The organism is Nocardia sp. BMG111209 (assembly GCF_000381925.1).
Taxonomy (GTDB): domain Bacteria; phylum Actinomycetota; class Actinomycetes; order Mycobacteriales; family Mycobacteriaceae; genus Nocardia.
Genome location: NZ_KB907307.1, coordinates 4,341,709 through 4,359,368, shown reverse-complemented (window position 1 = coordinate 4,359,368; position 17,660 = coordinate 4,341,709). Strand labels below are relative to the sequence as shown.

The window sequence follows — 17,660 nt, the reverse complement described above, 5'->3', positions numbered from 1 at the left end:
CAAATCCGGCACAGTAACCGCCGGTGACGATTCCGGCGGTGCCCGAGCATAGATAACTCACCCGCAACGAGATCTGTAAACCAACCTTCGAAGCACGTCTACCGGATTTGGAATGGTTGATGAATACATCGGATTCAGAGATAGTTCTGTCGGTCGTCGTTCCGGTTCTGAACGAGGCGGGAAATATCGAAAGAACGCTGCGGTGTCTGGTCGCCCAGGAAGCGATCGACGAGATCATCGTCGTGGACAACGGCAGCGAGGACGCCACTGTCGAGATCGTCCGCACCCTCGGCCTCGATCATCCCGAGATCGAACTCGTCCACGAGCCGGCCAGGGGAATCACCCCCGCGCGTAACGCCGGATTCGACCGGGCGCGCGGTATCTATATCGCCCGCACCGATGCGGACACCCTCGTCGCCGAGGATTGGGCCGCGACAATTCGCGAATTCTTCACCGAGCACCGGGAGACCGGCGCACTGACCGGGCTGTGCACGTACCACGATTCACCGGTCGGTTTCTTCCTGGAATTCGGCCAATGGCTGCTGATCCGCACCGGCAGAATGGGTGGCCGGGTCGGCAACATGTACGGACCGAATATGGCGATCCGCCGCGACGCGTGGCTGCAGGTTCGCGGCGACACACAGGTCCGCAGCGATGTCGCCGAAGATCTGGATCTGGCGATATGTCTGAGTAAACACGGTATCCGCATCGACCAGTTGACGAATATGCGCGCCCGGACCTCGGCCCGGCGACGCCGTTCGAGTCCGGCGAGCCGCTGGCATTTCCACGCCGTCGGCATGCGCACCCTCCGCCACCACGGCCTCAGCGTCCGCCCCATCCACCGAGCCGTCATCCTGATCGCCTGGCTCGCTCACACCATCCAATGGCCGATCTACCTGTTCTGGGACTTCGACCGACGGCGGTTCAGCCTCCGCCCCGGCACCGACCGTATCTCCTCCGTCGGCGGCTGAAAGCCGCAGGGGCAGGCCCGGACTACGTCCTCGACCTGCCCCGCTCCGGGTGGATCGAACGCTCCCGTGGCCATCACACCGGATGCGTAGCAGCATGTTTCGTATGCAGGCCCTGTGAGGTGCAAGTGAGTGGACAGTCACGTGACCGGGGAGAGTCGTCACGGCCGGCCCGGGAATCGAAGATGAAAGTAATGGACTGGTTCGCAGTCGGATTCGCGATGCTGTTCCTGGGCTTCGGTCTGATACTCGCGATCACCGTTCTGGTGGCGGGTTTCGATCGGTACCGAGGTCTGCCGTTCACCCTGATCTGTATCGGTGGCAGCGGGCTCACGCTTTTCATCGGCGCCTACAGCGCTGCGGTACTCAGTGACCCGCAGCACGAAGACAATGTGACCTGGTCGTTCAAGCCGTTGGTGCGCCGACGGTTCAACGAGGGTTTCTTCTTCGTCTCGGCGATCGCGGGTGCGCTGACGATCCTCGCCCTGCTCGGTGCCGGCGTCGCCTGGATCTGTTCCGCGATCGCTGCGGCCTGATCCCGAACAAAGACCGAGGGCAGGTCAAGGATTATGACCTCGACCTGCCCTCTCCGGGTGGACGACGGGACTCGAACCCGCGACAGCCAGGATCACAACCTGGTGCTCTACCAACTGAACTACGCCCACCATCGCTGGTTTTCACCAGCGCGCTAGATCGTAACGCCAACCCTCGGCGGATACCTAATCGGTGCCCGTCCGGGGGGTGTTCTTGCTGGTCCCGGAGGTGCTCAGGGCGGTGGAGACGGCCGCTATCTCGGCGGTGGAGGGGCCGGGGGCGGGGACGAAGGCGGTGCGGCGGTAGTACTCGAGTTCCCGGATGGATTCCTTGATGTCGGCGAGGGCCCGGTGGGCGAGGCCCTTCTCCGGCTGGCCGAAGTAGATGCGGGGGTACCAGCGGCGACAGAGTTCCTTGATGGAGCTCACGTCGACCATGCGGTAGTGCAGGTGGGCGTCGAGGGCGGGCATGTCGCGCGCGATGAAGCCGCGGTCGGTGGCGATGGAGTTACCGGCCAGCGGGACGATTCCGGCGGTGGGGGCGTGTTCGGTGATGTACGCGAGGATCTGCTGTTCGGCCTCGGCGAGGGTGACGGTGGAGCGGCGGACCTCCTCGGTGAGGCCGGAGCGGGCGTGCATGTCCTGCACGACCGGCGGCATCGCGGCCAGGGCTTCGTCGTCGGCGTGGATCACGATGTCCACGCCGTCGCCCAGGATGTTCAGGTCGCTGTCGGTCACGAGCGCGGCCACCTCGATCAGCTTGTCGCTGTCGAGCCGGAGGCCGGTCATCTCACAATCCATCCACACCATCAATTTGTCGGACACCCGAGCAACATTACGCGGCGCGGTTTCGCGGCCACGGCGATGTCACTCGGCGGTGTGATCACCGGATATATGGTTTTCGCGAATTCGTGCTCGGTTCGGGTCGGTCGGCTACAGGCGACGGTGGGACTTCGGCGGACGGAGGATCGGCGATGACTACTTCTCAGGACAGGGCGATTGCGGCTCGGAAGGCGGCCGAGGAGGCGGCCCGGATCGCGGCGGAGGCGGCCGCCGCGGCGGAGGCTGCGGAGCGGGAGGCGGCGGCGTCCGGCGGTGCGTCGGAGAGTGCGGCGCGGGTGATCGCCGCGGGGTACGCGGTCGGCGGGGCGGCGTTGGAACTGGGGGCGGTGGTGGTGGACGGTGTGGTGGATTCCGATGCGCGCGTGCGGATTCCGATGCGGACCATGAACCGGCACGGGTTGATCGCGGGGGCCACCGGTACGGGGAAGACGCGGACCGTGCAGGGGATCGCGGAGCAGCTGTCGGCGGCGGGGGTGCCGGTGGTGCTGGCCGATGTGAAGGGGGATCTGTCGGGGCTGGCGCTGGCGGGGGACAACAGCGAACAGGTGTCGGCGCGGGCCCGCGAATCCGGGGATGCGCAGTGGTCGCCCAGCGGATTTCCGGTGGAATTCGTCTCGCTGGGCACCGAGGGGATCGGGGTGCCGATCCGGGCCACGATCACCTCGTTCGGGCCGGTATTGCTGAGCAAGGTGCTCGGGTTGAACGAGACCCAGGAGTCCACGCTCGGGCTGATCTTCCATTGGGCCGATTCGCAGGGGCTGGCGCTGCTGGATCTGAAGGATCTGCGCGCGGTGATCCAGCATCTGACCAGTGCGGAGGGTAAGGCGGATCTGAAGGGTATCGGCGGGGTGTCGGCGGCGACCACCGGTGTGATTCTGCGAGCGCTGGTGAATCTGGAGGCCGAGGGCGGGGATACGTTCTTCGGGGAGCCGGAGCTGGATCCCGCGGATCTGCTGCGGACCGCCGGTGGTCGCGGGGTGATCACCGCCTTCGAACTGGGGGCGCAGTCGGCGCGGCCGGCGTTGTTCTCCACCTTCCTGATGTGGGTGCTGGCCGATCTGTTCCAGACGCTGCCGGAGGTCGGTGATGTGGACCGGCCGAAGCTGGTCTTCCTGTTCGACGAGGCGCATCTGTTGTTCCGGGACGCGTCGAAGGCATTCCTGGCGCAGGTGGAGCAGACGGTGAAGTTGATCCGGTCGAAGGGGGTGGGTGTGTTCTTCTGCACCCAGTTGCCGACCGATATCCCCAATCCGGTGCTGTCCCAACTGGGTTCGCGCATCCAGCATGCGCTGCGGACGTTCACGCCGGAGGATCAGAAGGCGCTGTCGAAGACCGTGCGCACCTATCCGAGAACCGATGTCTACGACCTGGAGCAGGCGCTGACCTCGCTGGGTACCGGTGAGGCGATCGTGACGGTGCTCTCCGAGCAGGGTGCGCCGACACCGGTCGCGTGGACCCGGTTGCGACCGCCGCGGTCGTCGATGGCCGGACTCGGTGACGATGCCGTTCGTGCTCGGGCACAGGCGGGTCCGTTGTGGGCGAAGTACGGCGAGACCGTCGATCGGGAGTCGGCCTACGAGATCATGGCGGCGAAAGTCGCTGCGGCACAACCGGAACCGCGACCGTCGGCGCGGCCCGAGGAGTCCGGGTCGTCCGCCGCCGACCGGATCATGAGCAATCCGGCGGTCAAGAGCTTCCTGCGCTCGGCGGCCACCGTCGCGGGGCGGGAGATCGGCCGCTCCCTCTTCGGCACCCGCCGCCGCTGAACCGGCGCCGGGGCGAACCCGGCGCCGGGCCGGGTCAACCCAGATCGCGGGCCAGGAGGTCGGCGGGGGTTTCGCGGCGGATCAACTGGCGGCTGCGGCCCGCGGTGACGGCGATGATCGGGGGGCGGCCGACGCCGTTGTACGAGGACGCCAGGCTGTGGTGGTAGGCGCCGGTGCAGGGGACGGCCAGCACCTCGCCGGGGCGGAGGTCGGCGGGCAGGATCACGTCGTGGGCGAGGATGTCGCCGGCCTCGCAGTAGCGGCCCGCGACGGTGGCGGTCATCCTGGCGCCGGTGGGGTGCCGGTTGACCAGGACCGCGTCGTATCGGGCCCCGTACAGCGCGACGCGGGGGTTGTCGTTCATGCCGCCGTCGACGATCACGTAGGTGTGGCCGCCCTGGATGTGCTTGATCGCCATCACCCGGTAGAGGGTCACGCCGGCGCGGGCGACGATCGCGCGGCCGGGTTCCAGGGCGATCCGGGGGCGCGGGAAGTGGTGCAGGGAACAGGCCGCGTCCAGCGCGTCCTCGACGATGTCGGCCAGGACCGGCAGCGACATCTCCGGGTCGCCGCCGCGGTAGGCGACGGCGTGGCCGCCGCCGAGGTCGAGTTGCGGGAGCAGGATGCCGTGCTCGCGGCGGACCCGGGCCATCTCGGCGACCATGCGGCGGACCGCCTCGCCGTAGAAGTCGGCGTCGTGGATCTGCGAGCCCAGATGGCAGTGGAAGCCGACCAGTTGCAGCATCGGCTGGCGCAGGATGCGTTCGATCGCCTCGGTCGCCTGGGTGCTGCCCAGCGGGAAGCCGAACTTCTGGTCGACGACACCCGTGCGGACGGCCGGGTGGCCGTGCACGTCGATATCGGGGGACAGGCGCAGCAGCACCTGCTGGGGGCGGGTCGCCAGGGCGGCCAGCAGCGTGATCTCGGTGAGGGAGTCGATCACGATGCGGCCCACACCCGCGGCGACGGCGGTCTCGAGTTCGGCGAACGGCTTACCGCTGCCGTGCAGCACGATGCGCCGCGGGTCCACGCCGGCGGCCAGCGCGATGGCGAGCTCACCGGCGGAACAGACGTCCACCGACAGGCCCTCCTCGGCCACCCAGGTCGCCACCGAGCGGATCATCAGGGCCTTCGCGGCGTAGATGATCTCCGCGTCCGGGAAGTATTTCCGATAGGCCCGGCAGCGGCGGCGCACCTCGCCCTCGTCCAGCACGTAGGTGGGGGTGCCGTACTGGTCGGCGACATCGCTGAGCGCCACGCCGCCGAGCGTGACGCGGCCCAGCTCGTCGTAGTGGGTGTCGCACGGCCAGACGCCGGAGTCCAGCCGGGGCGACGACATCCCCGCGCGCAAGGACGGGCAGATCTCGAGCAGTGTCAAGGTGTCTCCTGCTGTTCGCCCCGCTTTCGATGGTGCTGCGGGGTCAACGCCAGAACTACGCCTGGTAGTCGATCATCGGATCGGCCGGATACGGTCCTTTGATACGCGAGCTTGCGATCTTGACGCGCTGCTGACGACGGTGTGTTACCGGCCACCCATCCGCTTGTAGATCGCGCCGACCACCGGCGCGGTCAGCGCGCGCGGCGCGTACTGCCCGGTCACGCTCATACCCTTGCTGATCAGGCCCGGGACCACCCGCATCTTGTTGCGGGCCAGCGAATCGATGGACAGTTTGGCGGTGTGCGCGGCCGATACCCAGACGAATTCGGGGATCTTGGTACCGACGTCCTCCTGATTCGGATTCTGGGTGCGGACCGGGCCGGGAGCGAGCAGGGTGACGTTGACGCCGGTGCCGCCGAGCTCCCCGCGCAGCGATTCGGAGAACGAGTTGGTGAACGCCTTGGTGGCGGCGTAGGTGGCGTTGTTCGGGACGGCCATGTTGCCGGCGACGGAGCCGGTGATCAGGATGCCGCCGGAGTGCCGGGCCAGCATGCCGGGCAGCACCGACAGGGTGAGGTCGTGCACGGCGACGGAATTGAGCTCCACCAGGGCGCGTTCGTAGGCCGGGTCGAGCTTCGAGATCGGGCCGAAGGTGGCGACGCCGGCGTTGTTGCAGAGGATCGCGATCTCCCGCTCGGCCAGCTCGTTCGACAGCGGCGCGCGCTGCTCGCGATCGGACAGGTCGACGGCGCGCACCTCGGCGGTGACGCCGTAACGGTCGCCGAGCCGGGCCGCCAGCTCGGTCAGCAGTTCCTTGCGGCGGGCCACCAGGATCAGCGAATATCCGCGCCGCGCAAGCTCTTCGGCGAGCGCGGTACCGATGCCCTGGGAGGCTCCGGTGACGACGGCACGGTTGTCGGCGGTGGGTGCAGGCAGACTCACGCCCGGCAGCCTACCGTGACGTGCGGCGGTACTCGACCGTCGCACGGTGCGGCGACCGGCGAACGTGTGCGACCGGCGCCGTTCTCATCGGGGTTTCGGCTCCAGAAATGCGATGCCCCACTCGAGATGGCCGTGCCACACACTGGCGATGCGGCCACCCTGGACGGCGGGTTTCGGATCACCGATCGGGCCACCGGCCGCCCGGACCGCCGCGACGGTGGCGTCCAGGTCGGTGGTGCCGAAGGCGATCCCCGCCAGGATCGGCGGCCGGCCGGAGGAGACCACCTCCAGGAACGGCTTGCCGACGCGGTAGAACGCCATCTCGGGGCTGGACGGGCCGCGGGGATGGAAGCGGCGGCGCGGTTCGGTACCGAGCACGGCGTTCAGCGCGGTCACGGCGTCGTCCAGGTCGGGCACCCAGTAGACGAGGTGATCCACATAGCTCGAATGGTTGGGATGGCTTGCGGGCGGGTCGATTCCGGGCGGCGTGCTCGCGGTGGGGATCCGGTCCGGCACCGGAATTCCGAGCACCGCCGGATCGGCGTGCACCACGTCGAAGCCCCAGGCCGGTTCGGCGCCGACGGTGCAGGTCACCGCGCCGAGTGCGAAGCCGCCCGCGGCGAGGTCGAAACCCAGTGCCGTCCAGGCACTCTCGTCGCCGGGCAGGCCGATCCGGTCGAGCAGTGGTCCGGCGGTCACAGGCCCGCCGCCAATCGGGTGCCCTGGTCGATGGCGCGCTCGGCATCCAGTTCGGCGGCCAGTTCGGCGCCGCCGATGAGGTGGGTGGTGATGCCCGCGGCCGCCAGCGGCTCGACCAGATCGCGCACGGATTCCTGTCCGGCGCAGACGATCACGTTGTCGCAGTCGATCACGCGGGGATGCTGCCGCTTCTCGCCGAAGCTGATGTGCAGGCCCCGGTCGTCGATGCGCTCGTAGTTGACGCCGCCGAGTTGCTCGACGCCCTTGGCCTGCAACGCCGCCCGGTGCACCCAGCCGGTGGTCTTGCCGAGACTCTTCCCGAACGGGCCCGACTTCCGTTGCAGCAGCACCACTTCCCGAGCGGCCGGGGCGGGACGTGCGGTGGTGAGCTGTCCCCGCGCCTCGGGATCGTCGGCGGTGACGCCCCATTCCTCCTTCCACTCGTCGAGTTTCAGGGTGGGATGTCCCTCGACGGTGAGGAATTCGCTGACGTCGTAACCGATTCCGCCGGCGCCGATCACCGCCACCTTGCGGCCGACCGGTTTCTGCTCGCGGATCAGTTCGGCGTAGGTGAGCACCTTGGGATGGTCGATGCCCGGGATGTCCGGGATACGCGGGCGCACACCGGTGGCCAGCACCACGTGGTCGTACCGGCCCTCGACCAGTTCGGCCGCGGTGACCCGCCGGTTCAGGTGCACCCGGACGCCGCCGACCTCCAGTTTGCGGGTGAAATAGCGCAGGGTTTCGGCGAATTCCTCCTTGCCGGGGATGCGGCGGGCGATGTCGAACTGGCCGCCGATCCTGTCGTCGGCCTCGAACAGGTCGACCTCGTGGCCGCGTTCGGCGAGGTTCACCGCCGCCGACAGTCCGGCCGGGCCGGCGCCGACGACGGCGACGCGCTTACGCCGGCGGGTGGGCAGCAGCAGGAGTTCGGTCTCGTGCCCCGCGCGCGGATTGAGCAGGCAGGACACCGTCTTTCGCGCGAACGCGTGGTCCAGGCAGGCCTGGTTGCAGGCGATGCAGGTGTTGATCTCGTCCTCGCGGGTGTCCAGCGCCTTGTTCACCCAGTCCGGATCGGCGAGCAGCGGCCGGGCCAGCGACACCAGGTCGGCGTCGCCGCGGGTGAGGATCTCCTCCGCGGTCTCGGGCATGTTGATCCGGTTCGAGGCGCAGACCGGAATGCTCACCTGCGCGGTGATCTTCGCGGTGAACTCGGCGAACGCGGCGCGCGGCACCGAGGTGACGATGGTCGGTACCCGGGCCTCGTGCCAGCCGATGTCGGTGTTGAGGATCGAGACCCCGGCGGCCTCCAATTCCCTTGCCAGTTCCAAAATTTCGGTCTCGGTCTGGCCGTGCTCGACGAATTCCGCCATGGACAGGCGGAAGACGATGAGGAAGTCGGCGCCGACCGCGGCGCGGATGCGCCGCACGATCTCCAGCGCGAAGCGCCGCCGGTTCGCGGCCGTACCACCCCAGCGGTCGGTCCGTTTGTTGGTGCGCGGCGCGAGGAACTGGTTGATCAGGTAGCCCTCGCCGCCCATCACCTCGACGCCGTCGTAGCCCGCGAACTGCGCCAGCCGCGCGCAGCGCACATAGTCCTCGATGGTCCGTTCCACGCCGCGGTCCGACAGCGCCCGCGGCCGGAAGGGGTTGATCGGGGCCTTGATCGAGGAGGCGGACACGCTGAACGGCACATAGGCGTACCGGCCGGCGTGCAGGATCTGCAGGGCGATCCGGCCGCCCTCGGCGTGCACCGCCGCGGTGACGGCGCGGTGCCGGTAGGCCTCGGACCGGCCGGTGAGCTTGGCACCGAACGGCAACAGCCAGCCCTCGCGATTGGGGGAGTAGCCGCCGGTGATGATCAGCCCGACGCCGCCGCGCGCGCGTTCGGCGAAATACGCTGCGAGCCGGTGGATATCCCACGCGCGGTCCTCCAGCCCGGTGTGCATCGAGCCCATCACCACGCGATTGCGCAGGGTGACGGAGCCGACCGGCAGCGGTTCGGACAGGTGTGGATAACGGTTCACTGGTTCACCTTTCGCCCCGGGGCGGTAGTGCGGCGAGTACCTCGTCGCACCATTCGACGAAGCCGGCCTCCACCCGGACGCCGCCGCGCAGCACCAGATATTGGTGCAGCGCGGTGCCGGACAGGTTCGCCGGATCGGGGAAATCCCGTTTCTCGATGAGTCGGTAGACCTCGAGGCGCTGCGCGTGCGACTCGCGGTGGCGGGCCACCTCGGCCCGCAGGGCGGCCCGGTCGCCGTGGGCGGCGCCGCGGATCTTGACGCCGAGCTCGCTGCGCAGCGGCCCGAGGTCCTCCGAGGGCTCGGCGATCCAGCGGGCCAGCTCGGCCCGGCCGGCCGGGGCGACCGTGTAGACCTTCTTGTCCGGGCGGCCGGACTGGGCCACGGCCTCGCCGCTGATCCAGCCCTGTTCGGCCATCCGTCCGAGCACCCGATAGATCTGCTGATGCGTTGCGCTCCAGAAGAATCCGATGGATCGGTCGAAGCGCCGGGCCAGCTCGTAGCCCGAGCCGGCCCGCTCGCTCAGCGACACCAGCAGGGCGTGCTCGAGGGCCATATCGGCGAGGCTAGCCGACGATCTCGCTTCTATGCAACCAGGTGCATAGGGACAATTGGTAGTCGTTGGGTATCATCGGCTCCGGTGCTCGCACCATCTCGGATACGGGAAGGGCGTCGGACGGATCCGGGAGATCCGTGCGACGCCCTTCTGATGTTCCGGCCGGTTCACCGGACCGCGCGCGCCGCCAGTGCGACCGCGGCCAGGACCGTGATCCCGATGGCGATCGCGGTCACCCCGATCGCGTGCGCCGCCGTCCCGGTCAGCGACAGGAATACCGAGCCGAAGCTCGCCACTCCGATCACGATGCCCAGCTGCACACAGGTCACCAGGATGCCGCTGGCATCCGAGGCCGCCGCCGGTGGCACCTTCGACAGCGCGCGAGTCGTCAAGGGGCTGAAGGACACCGCGAAACCGAGCCCCATCGCGGCGTACACCAGCAGTTCCGGCACACCCATGCCGTGACCGGCGCCGAGCCGCAGGCCCAGCACCACCATGGTGGCGGCGCCGAGCAGCAGCCCGGACACGATCATCGCCGGATGCAGCCGCGCCGGCACCCGCGACCAGGTCATGCTGGCGACCGCGAACACCGTGCCCATCGGCGCCCCGACCAGTCCCGCGTGCAGGGCGCTGTAGTGCAGGGCCTCCTGCAGATACAGCGAGATCACGAACATCCAGCCGCCGAAGGTGCACATCACCACCAGCAGGTTGGCCGCGGTCGGGACCAGTCCGGGGGCGCGCAGCACGACATCGGCGAACAGCGGCTCGCCGCCGCGCCGGTGCACCCGCCGTTCGACGAGGACGAACGCCGCGAAGGCCACCACGGCGCCGGCCAGCGCCAGCCGGGTCCACAGCGGCCAGTGCTGCTCGTGGCCGAGCACCAGCGGCAGTACCAGCAACAGCACCGCCGCGGTCAGCACGGTCAGACCGGTCAGGTCGAGCCGGCGGTGCGCGCGCACGGTGGCCGGCAGCACCGCCGGCGCGGTCGCCAGCAGCGCCAGCCCGATCGGCACGTTCACCAGAAACACTCCGCGCCAACCGGTTCCGGCGACATCGCCGGTGACGATGAGTCCGCCGACGATCTGACCGGCCACCACGCCACCGGAGATCACGGCGGCGTAGGCCGACAGCGCGCGGGCTCGTGCCGGACCGGTGAAGGTGCGCTGGATCAGGGTCATCACCTGCGGCACCATGGCGGCCGCGCCGATACCCTGGAGGAAGCGGAACACGATGAGCGCCAGCCCGTTCCACGCCAGGCCACATGCCAGCGAGGCGATCGTGAACCAGGCCAGCCCGGCCAGGAACATCGTGCGCTGACCGAACCGGTCGCCCAGGCGCGCGCCGGTGACCAGCAGTACCGCGTAGGCGATGACGTAGCCGGAGACGATGAGTTGCAGCGCCGAACCGGTGGCGCCGAGCGAGGTACGGATCGAGGGGATCGCGACATTGACGATCGAGGCGTCGAGAACTGCCATGAACTGGCCCAGCAGAACCACCGCGAGGACACCGAGAGTCCTTCTGCGCGTTGGTGTCCCGGGCCCGGCGGGGGCCGGCGGTGGGGAGGTCAGCGTGCGTGTCATGGCAACGATCCTGCGCCGGGCCCGATCCCGGTAACAGGAGCCTGCTGATACTGGTAGTGCCACCACCTGGCTACCGAACGGATTTTCGATAACGATGGAAGCATGCCGGAGACGACCGTGAGTACCGATTCCCGTCTGCTGCGCAAGGCGCGGCGCGGGGAGTTGAGTGCCTTCCTGAAGACGCGCCGGGCCCGCATCGCCCCGAGCGAGGTCGGGCTGCCTTCCGGTGCGCGCCGCCGCACACCCGGGCTGCGGCGCGAGGAGGTCGCTCAGCTGGCCGGGGTCGGGGTCACCTGGTACACGTGGCTCGAACAGGGCCGCGACATCAATGTCAGCGTGCAGGTGCTCGACGCCGTGGCCCGCGCGCTCGCGCTGGACGCCGCCGAGCGAGCACATCTGTACCGGCTCGCCGATGTGCCGACGGTGCCCAGTGCGCACGCCGAGGAGCCGATTCCCGAAGAGCTGCAAGTGATCCTGGATCATCTGCTGCCGTTGCCGGGGGTGTTGCTGTCGTCCCGGTACGACGTGCTGGCGCACAACGAGGGTTTCGCCGCGCTGTGCCCGCTGTTCCTGTCCGGTGAGCGCAACGTGATCCGGCACGTGTTCACCACCCCGGCGTGCTGTAATCCGTACGCCGCCAGCGGCCTCGAGCGGCTCACGCGGATGGTCGGCTTCCTGCGCAGCGCCTATGCCAGGAATTTGCACGACCCCGAGTGGTTGCGTTTCATCGAGGATCTGCGCGGCCGCAGCGCGCAGTTCGCGGCGCTGTGGGAACGCAACGACGTCGCGGTGCCGCTGGCCCGCAACCAGGTCATCCGCAATGTCGCCACCGGGGATGTGACGATGATCCAGACCAGTATGTCGCTGCCGAGTATCGCCGGCGCCTGGCTGCAGATCTTCACGCCCGTCGATGCGGATGCCTGGACGAAACTCCGTGCGCTGCTGGCGATGTCGCCGGAGGAGCGGGAACGTCCGTGGCGCGAGCACCTCGTGCGCGACCACGACGTGCGCGTCGGCGCCTGACCTTCCGCGACGGCGGGCCGCTCAGGACCCCGCCGACCGCCAGGCCGCCATGCCGAGGGCGATCAGCCGCACCTGCCCGACCGCGCGGGCGACGATCCCGCCGCGGTCGGCGGGCCGGGCGATGACGTAACCCGCGATGTGCTCGGCGACGGTGCCGACGATGAGATCGGCCGCCAGCTCCAGATCGTCGGTGGACCAGTTGTCCAGTGCCGGAATGCGGGACAGATCGACCACCAGTTCCCGGGTGATCAACTGCAGCTCCACCGAGATCGCCTCGCGCAGCGCCGCCGAACCGCCGTGCCGTTCGCGAACCAGGAAGCCGTACAACGCTTCCCGGCCCGCGACCTGATCGAAGACGAAGTGCACGGTCTCGGTCAGCCGCGCATCGGGGGTGCGGCGCAATTGCCGTAGCGCCAGCCGCATCTGGCGCACACCCTCGTCGACGAGGACGGTGCCGACCTCGTCCAGTGAGGTGAAGTGCCGATAGAACGCGGTCGGCACGATACCGGCGGTCCGGGCGACCTCACGCAGGCTCAGCGCCGCGAAGCCGCGATCGGCGGCGAGGGCGAGGGTGCCGTCCAGCAGGGCCTGCCGGGTGCGCTCCTTGCGCTCGCCCCGGGTCTCCACCGCCTCGCTCATGTCGGTGAGCATACATCCGTTCACGAACACCCTTCCGTTCAGATTGTTGCGCCGGTCACAACCTGGATCGGTTGAATATCCGGCCGCTACCGGGGCACACTGGGTGAGTGTACAGATGTGCACCGAAATCCGGCGGGGGAGGCGCAAGAAGCCTTCGGAGTCCGGTGTCATACGAGCGAAGATGGGAATATCGCCATGGTGGGACTCGTCGACCTGGTGCAGACGTTGACCACGCCGCATGCGATCGACCGTTACCTCGAGCTGATCCGGCCGGCGCTGACGGTGCGTGACCTGCGCGCCGAGATCGTCCGGGTGCGGCACGACGCGAACGGTTCGGTCACCCTGCGGTTGCGGCCGACCCGGCGCTGGTCCGGCCACCTCGCCGGGCAGTATGTGCAGATCGCGGTCGTGATCGACGGCGTGAAGCACAGCCGGTGCTATTCGCCGGTCACCGTCGAGGGACGGACCCGCGAGCTGGAGCTCACGGTCCGGGCGCATCCGGACGGGCTGGTGTCGCACTATCTGTGGCGCGAGGCCCGGCCGGGCATGGTGGTCGATCTGACCCCGGCGGCCGGTACCTTTGTGCTGCCGGACCCGCGACCGGAGCGGATCGTGCTGATCAGCGGCGGCAGCGGCATCACGCCGGTGCTGTCGATGCTGCGCACGCTCGCCGCCGAGGACCATCCCGGCGAGGTACTGTTCCTGCACTACGCGCGGACGCCGGAGGCGGTGCCGCACCGTGCGGAACTGACCGCCCTCGCCCGGGAGCATCCGCGGCTGCGCGTCGAAATCCGTTGTCCGGGTGCGCAATCCGGTGCGTCCGGATACTTCGATCGGGACACGCTGGCCGGCGCCGCGCCGTGGTTCCGGGACGCGCAGGTCTACGTGTGCGGGCCGGAGCGGCTGATGGCCGCGGTGCGCGCGGTCTACGCCGCCGAGGGGCTCGAAACCTCGGTGCACACCGAGGAATTCACGCTGCCGACCATCACCACGGATCCCGCGGAGGTGACCGGCGCGACGAACTTCTCGGCCAGCGGCGTCCGGACCGACAACACCGGCGCCAGTCTGCTGGAACAGGCGGAGGCGGCCGGACTCACCCCCGAGTACGGCTGCCGGATGGGAATCTGCTTCTCCTGCACCGCGATCCGACGATCCGGCTGCACCCGCAACCGGCGCACCGGCGAACTGGACAGCGATCCGGACCAGCCGATCCAGCTCTGTATCAACGCCGCCGTCGGCGATGTCGACATCGCCGTCTGAGCCGACCCGAGATATCCAGGGGAGAACCATCATGACCATCATCGAACCGACGGCCACCCAACCGGCTGTCCTCGCCGAGACCGCGGACGGCCCACTGGTACTCGGCCCGGAACAGGTCGAGGAGATCGGCCGCCTGCTCGACGAGCTGCGCGATCGGCTCACCGCCGATCTGGGGCAGCGCGATCGCGAGTACATCTATTCGATCATCAAGGCGCAGCGCGGTTTCGAGCTCGCCGGTCGCGGCCTGTTGTTCCTCGGCTTCCTGCCGCCGTGCTGGCTGGCCGGCGTCGCGGCGCTGAGCATCTCCAAGATTCTCGACAACATGGAGATCGGCCACAACGTCATGCACGGCCAGTACGACTGGATGCGCGAGCCGGGCCTGAATTCCCGTGTCTTCGAATGGGATACGGTCTGCCCGGCCGACCAGTGGAAGCATTCGCACAACTTCGTGCACCACACCTACACCAACATCCACGGCCGCGATCGCGATATCGGCTACGGCATCCTGCGCATCGACGAGAGCCAGGAGTGGAAGCCCTACTACCTGGGCAATCCGCTCTACGCCTTCGCGCTGATGATGTTGTTCGAATGGGGCGTGATGCTGCACGACCTGGAGTTCGACAACATCGTCCGCGGTGAGCGGTCCTGGGGTGACGTGAAGCGCCTGCTGCGCGGCCAGTTCCGCAAGGCGGGCAAGCAGGTGCTCAAGGACTATGTGGTGTTCCCGCTGCTGTCCGGGCCGATGTTCGTGTCCACCCTGGCCGGGAACGTCGCGGCCAACCTGGTCCGCAACGTCTGGGCCTACACGATCATCTTCTGCGGCCATTTCCCCTCCGGAGTACAGACGTTCACCGAGGAGGAGACCGCCGACGAGACCCGCGGCGAATGGTATGTGCGGCAGATGCTGGGATCGGCGAACATCACCGGCAGCAGACTGTTCCACATCTTTTCCGGCAATCTCTCGCATCAGATCGAACACCATCTGTTCCCGGATCTGCCGGCGAATCGGTATCCGGAGATCGCTCCGGAGGTGCGCGCGCTGTGTGAGAAATACGGGCTGCCGTATCACACCGGGCCGCTGCGCAAGCAGATCGGCGAGGTATGGGGAAAGATCTTCCGGCTGGCGCTGCCGCCGTCGCTCGTTCCGTCGAAATCCGGGCCCGGTGTTATCGTGAGGCGCAAGCGTGAATCGAGCGAAGCGGACGGGTGATGTTCGGAAAATTCGAGCGCAACAAGGACCTGATTCAGGAATTGACGTCGTCCGGAGCGCGGCGCGTCGGCAATATCGCCACCATCATCACCGGCACGGTCGCCGAGGTTACGCGCGAGATCGGCGAATGGGTCACGGATGCGATCGAGATGCGCGAGGCGGCCGCCGCGGCCGAGGCCGACCGCCGGGCCGCCGCGCCGGTGAACCAGGGTCGCAGCGAGCCCGACGTCCTGCTCGACGACCCGGCCCCGGAGACCCACCCGACCGCCGCACAGCCCGTCATCGACGCCGAGACGGTCATCGTCGACCCGGACGGGCACTGACCGCCCGGCTCAGAACACGGGTAACCGCCGCCGTCGCTCGACCACGTCGGTGATCAGATCCCGGTAGCCGTCGACCAATTCGGCGAGGCGCACCCAGTGCAGGCGCGCCTCGCCGCTCACGCCGTGCTGCACCAGGCGCTGCCGGACACCGCCCGGCGTATCCGCCGGGGGTTCCGGCACCGCACTCGGGAGGCCCAGGGCCTGTTGTGCCGCAACCCATTTCGCGGCCAGCCGATCGATCACGGCGCCGAGGGTCTCGGTGTGCATCGAGGCGCCCTCCCGGTGCACGATGTGCTCGGCGACCCACGAGTCGATGCGGTCCACCTGCGACGCGCGGTCGCGGTCGATCTCGTCGAGTACGTGGCGGGCGGTCGCCACCCGTAGCTCCGACGCGTCCGGCGCCTGCGCGGCCTGCTGCGTGCGCCAGCGCAATTCGTGGCAGCGCGCCAGCCGGTGCGCGGCCTCGAGCAGCTGATGTCCGGAATGCCGATCGCCGGTCGGGCGGAATGCCTGTAGCACTTCCGTCGTGGACGGCAGCTCACCGGTTCCGGCGCGCACGCCGGGATACTCGGTCGCCATGATTTCCCACCCTCGAGACAGCGATCGACTGGATACGCCAGGGCCGAGGAGGTTTTCGGGGGAGGGGCGCTCCTCGGCTCCGGCGTAGTCCCGCGTGGTCCGGACACGATGACCACCCAGCAAACGCTCACGGTGCAGAAACCGGGAAATCCGCGACGATGCGGGAGGACGATCCGTCATAGCAGGACATAATCAGGAAAGCGCGTCGCACGGACCGGCGCAACGGGTCACCGGCGCAAAAGCCGAAGCTGCCTGGCAATCGTTATAGTCCATTACGGCACGGTCACATGATCGCCAAGAACGGAGATCGCCGCCCGGGGCGGGTCCCCGAGGGATTCCCCGGAGTGGTCCCGCCGAAACCGGTTTCGCTCGCCGGCTGGGCCCGGCCGGTCCGATAGCGTGGATCCTCGTGCCCGCCTACGTATCCTCGCCGGAACTGCGCTTCGGCTTCCTGTTCGCGCTGGAAGATCCGGAGCGGATCGCCGAGGTGGTCCGGAGCCTCGTGGAACGCCGCGCGGTATCGGTGTTCCGCCTGGCCCACATGTCCGGCGCGGACGGACCGCCGGAGCGCTACGTGGTGAATTGGGCGGCCGTCGGGTACATCTCGATCACCACCGCCGCCCCGGCGACCGAACAGCTGGCCGCGGACGGCACCATGCTGGTCAACGCGTTCCTGGGCGAGAGCGGGGAGGTCTCGCTGTACTCGTCGGACGGGCCCGGCGGCCGATGACGCCGGACCCGGGTCCGCTCAGCCGATCCGGGCCTGGGTGCCGGAGAGTCGTTGCAGCAGTACCTGTTCCAGCAGGGCCACCAGCACCTGCTTGACCGACTCCCGGTTGCGGGCGTCGCATTCGATCAGGCACAGCTCGTCGTCGAGGTCCAGCGCCTCCCGCACCTCGTCGAGATCGAAGCGGGAACCACCCTCGAACTTGTTGACCGCCACCACGAACGGGGTCTTGCGCTGCTCGAAGAAGTCCAGCACCGGGTAGCAGTCCTGCACCCGTGAGGTGTCGACGATGATGACCGCGCCCAGTGCGCCGTCGGCCAGGTCGTCCCACAGGAATTCGAAGCGTTCCTGGCCCGGTGTGCCGAACAGGTACAGCACCAGGGTGCGATCCAGGGTGATCCGGCCGAAGTCGAGTGCCACCGTGGTGGTGGTCTTGTTGGCCAGCACACCGGGATCGTCGACGCCGACCGACACCTCGGTCATCGCCGCTTCGGTGGCCAGCGGCTCGATCTCGGAGATCGCGCCGATGAAGGTCGTCTTCCCCACTCCGAAGCCGCCGCTGATGACAATTTTCACCGACGACGTCGTCGGCTGTGGTGGTGTGGGGCTG

The 17,660-nt window shown here is 68.5% G+C and carries 18 protein-coding genes and 1 tRNA gene; 8 read left to right on the top strand and 11 right to left on the bottom strand.

Annotated features, from left to right (window positions below; all coding sequences use genetic code 11):
• Positions 1-119: 119 nt before the first annotated feature.
• On the top strand, positions 120-971 hold the full coding sequence (locus tag G361_RS0120100) for a glycosyltransferase (RefSeq protein ID WP_019928902.1): 852 nt from the start codon (positions 120-122) through the stop codon (positions 969-971).
• Between the two features lie 191 nt (positions 972-1,162).
• On the top strand, positions 1,163-1,504 hold the full coding sequence (locus tag G361_RS0120095; protein ID WP_019928901.1) for a hypothetical protein: 342 nt from the start codon (positions 1,163-1,165) through the stop codon (positions 1,502-1,504).
• A 56-nt stretch (positions 1,505-1,560) separates the two neighbouring features.
• Here G361_RS0120095 and G361_RS0120090 read toward each other — a convergent pair.
• Together G361_RS0120090 and orn are read right to left on the bottom strand one after the other, a co-directional pair.
• Positions 1,561-1,633 (bottom strand) — tRNA-His (locus G361_RS0120090).
• Between the two features lie 54 nt (positions 1,634-1,687).
• Positions 1,688-2,326, bottom strand: a complete 639-nt coding sequence (gene orn / locus G361_RS0120085) for an oligoribonuclease (RefSeq protein ID WP_026343277.1) — start codon at positions 2,324-2,326, stop codon at positions 1,688-1,690.
• Between the two features lie 149 nt (positions 2,327-2,475).
• Here orn and G361_RS0120080 point away from each other — a divergent pair, with 149 nt between their 5' ends.
• Positions 2,476-4,110 (top strand): helicase HerA-like domain-containing protein, encoded by a 1,635-nt coding sequence (locus G361_RS0120080; RefSeq protein ID WP_026343276.1) that lies wholly within the window; start codon positions 2,476-2,478, stop codon positions 4,108-4,110.
• Positions 4,111-4,144: 34 nt separating this feature from the next.
• On the opposite strand, the gene lysA is transcribed toward G361_RS0120080, so the two are convergent.
• From lysA to G361_RS0120050, 6 genes are all read right to left on the bottom strand, one after another.
• Positions 4,145-5,488 (bottom strand): diaminopimelate decarboxylase, encoded by a 1,344-nt coding sequence (gene lysA / locus G361_RS0120075; RefSeq protein WP_019928897.1) that lies wholly within the window; start codon positions 5,486-5,488, stop codon positions 4,145-4,147.
• A gap of 144 nt (positions 5,489-5,632) precedes the next feature.
• Positions 5,633-6,430, bottom strand: a complete 798-nt coding sequence (gene cmrA / locus G361_RS0120070; protein WP_019928896.1) for a mycolate reductase — start codon at positions 6,428-6,430, stop codon at positions 5,633-5,635.
• An 84-nt stretch (positions 6,431-6,514) separates the two neighbouring features.
• Positions 6,515-7,129, bottom strand: coding sequence for a VOC family protein (locus tag G361_RS47080; RefSeq protein ID WP_019928895.1), 615 nt, complete (start codon positions 7,127-7,129; stop codon positions 6,515-6,517).
• Positions 7,126-9,156 (bottom strand): NADPH-dependent 2,4-dienoyl-CoA reductase, encoded by a 2,031-nt coding sequence (locus G361_RS0120060; protein ID WP_019928894.1) that lies wholly within the window; start codon positions 9,154-9,156, stop codon positions 7,126-7,128. The genes G361_RS47080 and G361_RS0120060 overlap by 4 nt, the downstream gene beginning before the upstream one ends.
• Before the next feature lie 4 nt (positions 9,157-9,160).
• Complete coding sequence (locus tag G361_RS0120055; RefSeq protein WP_019928893.1) at positions 9,161-9,709, bottom strand: PadR family transcriptional regulator; 549 nt, start codon at positions 9,707-9,709, stop codon at positions 9,161-9,163.
• A gap of 167 nt (positions 9,710-9,876) precedes the next feature.
• The gene (locus G361_RS0120050; RefSeq protein ID WP_081635431.1) at positions 9,877-11,289 is read right to left on the bottom strand and encodes an MFS transporter; all 1,413 of its coding nucleotides are present in this window, start codon (positions 11,287-11,289) and stop codon (positions 9,877-9,879) included.
• 102 nt (positions 11,290-11,391) lie between these two features.
• Between G361_RS0120050 and G361_RS0120045 the strand changes: the two genes are divergently transcribed.
• Positions 11,392-12,312 (top strand): helix-turn-helix transcriptional regulator, encoded by a 921-nt coding sequence (locus tag G361_RS0120045; protein ID WP_019928891.1) that lies wholly within the window; start codon positions 11,392-11,394, stop codon positions 12,310-12,312.
• Positions 12,313-12,333: 21 nt separating this feature from the next.
• Here the strand turns inward: G361_RS0120045 and G361_RS0120040 are convergent, their stop codons facing one another.
• On the bottom strand, positions 12,334-12,951 hold the full coding sequence (locus tag G361_RS0120040; protein ID WP_081635531.1) for a TetR family transcriptional regulator: 618 nt from the start codon (positions 12,949-12,951) through the stop codon (positions 12,334-12,336).
• Between the two features lie 195 nt (positions 12,952-13,146).
• On the opposite strand from G361_RS0120040, the gene G361_RS0120035 reads away from it, so the two are divergent.
• From G361_RS0120035 to G361_RS0120025, 3 genes are read left to right on the top strand one after another with little or no spacing between them, the layout of a single operon-like run.
• Positions 13,147-14,211: a ferredoxin reductase gene (locus tag G361_RS0120035; protein WP_019928889.1), complete on the top strand. Its 1,065-nt coding sequence runs from the start codon at positions 13,147-13,149 to the stop codon at positions 14,209-14,211.
• Positions 14,212-14,242: 31 nt separating this feature from the next.
• Positions 14,243-15,421, top strand: a complete 1,179-nt coding sequence (locus G361_RS0120030) for an acyl-CoA desaturase (RefSeq protein WP_019928888.1) — start codon at positions 14,243-14,245, stop codon at positions 15,419-15,421.
• Complete coding sequence (locus tag G361_RS0120025; protein WP_019928887.1) at positions 15,421-15,744, top strand: hypothetical protein; 324 nt, start codon at positions 15,421-15,423, stop codon at positions 15,742-15,744. The genes G361_RS0120030 and G361_RS0120025 overlap by 1 nt, the downstream gene beginning before the upstream one ends.
• 9 nt (positions 15,745-15,753) lie before the next feature.
• Here G361_RS0120025 and G361_RS0120020 read toward each other — a convergent pair whose 3' ends face one another.
• Positions 15,754-16,323, bottom strand: a complete 570-nt coding sequence (locus G361_RS0120020; protein WP_019928886.1) for a DUF4254 domain-containing protein — start codon at positions 16,321-16,323, stop codon at positions 15,754-15,756.
• Positions 16,324-16,732: 409 nt separating this feature from the next.
• On the opposite strand from G361_RS0120020, the gene G361_RS0120015 reads away from it, so the two are divergent.
• Entirely contained in the window at positions 16,733-17,053 is a 321-nt protein-coding gene (locus G361_RS0120015; RefSeq protein WP_019928885.1) for a hypothetical protein, read from the top strand.
• A gap of 18 nt (positions 17,054-17,071) precedes the next feature.
• Here G361_RS0120015 and G361_RS0120010 read toward each other — a convergent pair whose 3' ends face one another.
• Positions 17,072-17,626, bottom strand: coding sequence for an ATP/GTP-binding protein (locus G361_RS0120010; RefSeq protein WP_052172686.1), 555 nt, complete (start codon positions 17,624-17,626; stop codon positions 17,072-17,074).
• Positions 17,627-17,660: the final 34 nt, after the last annotated feature.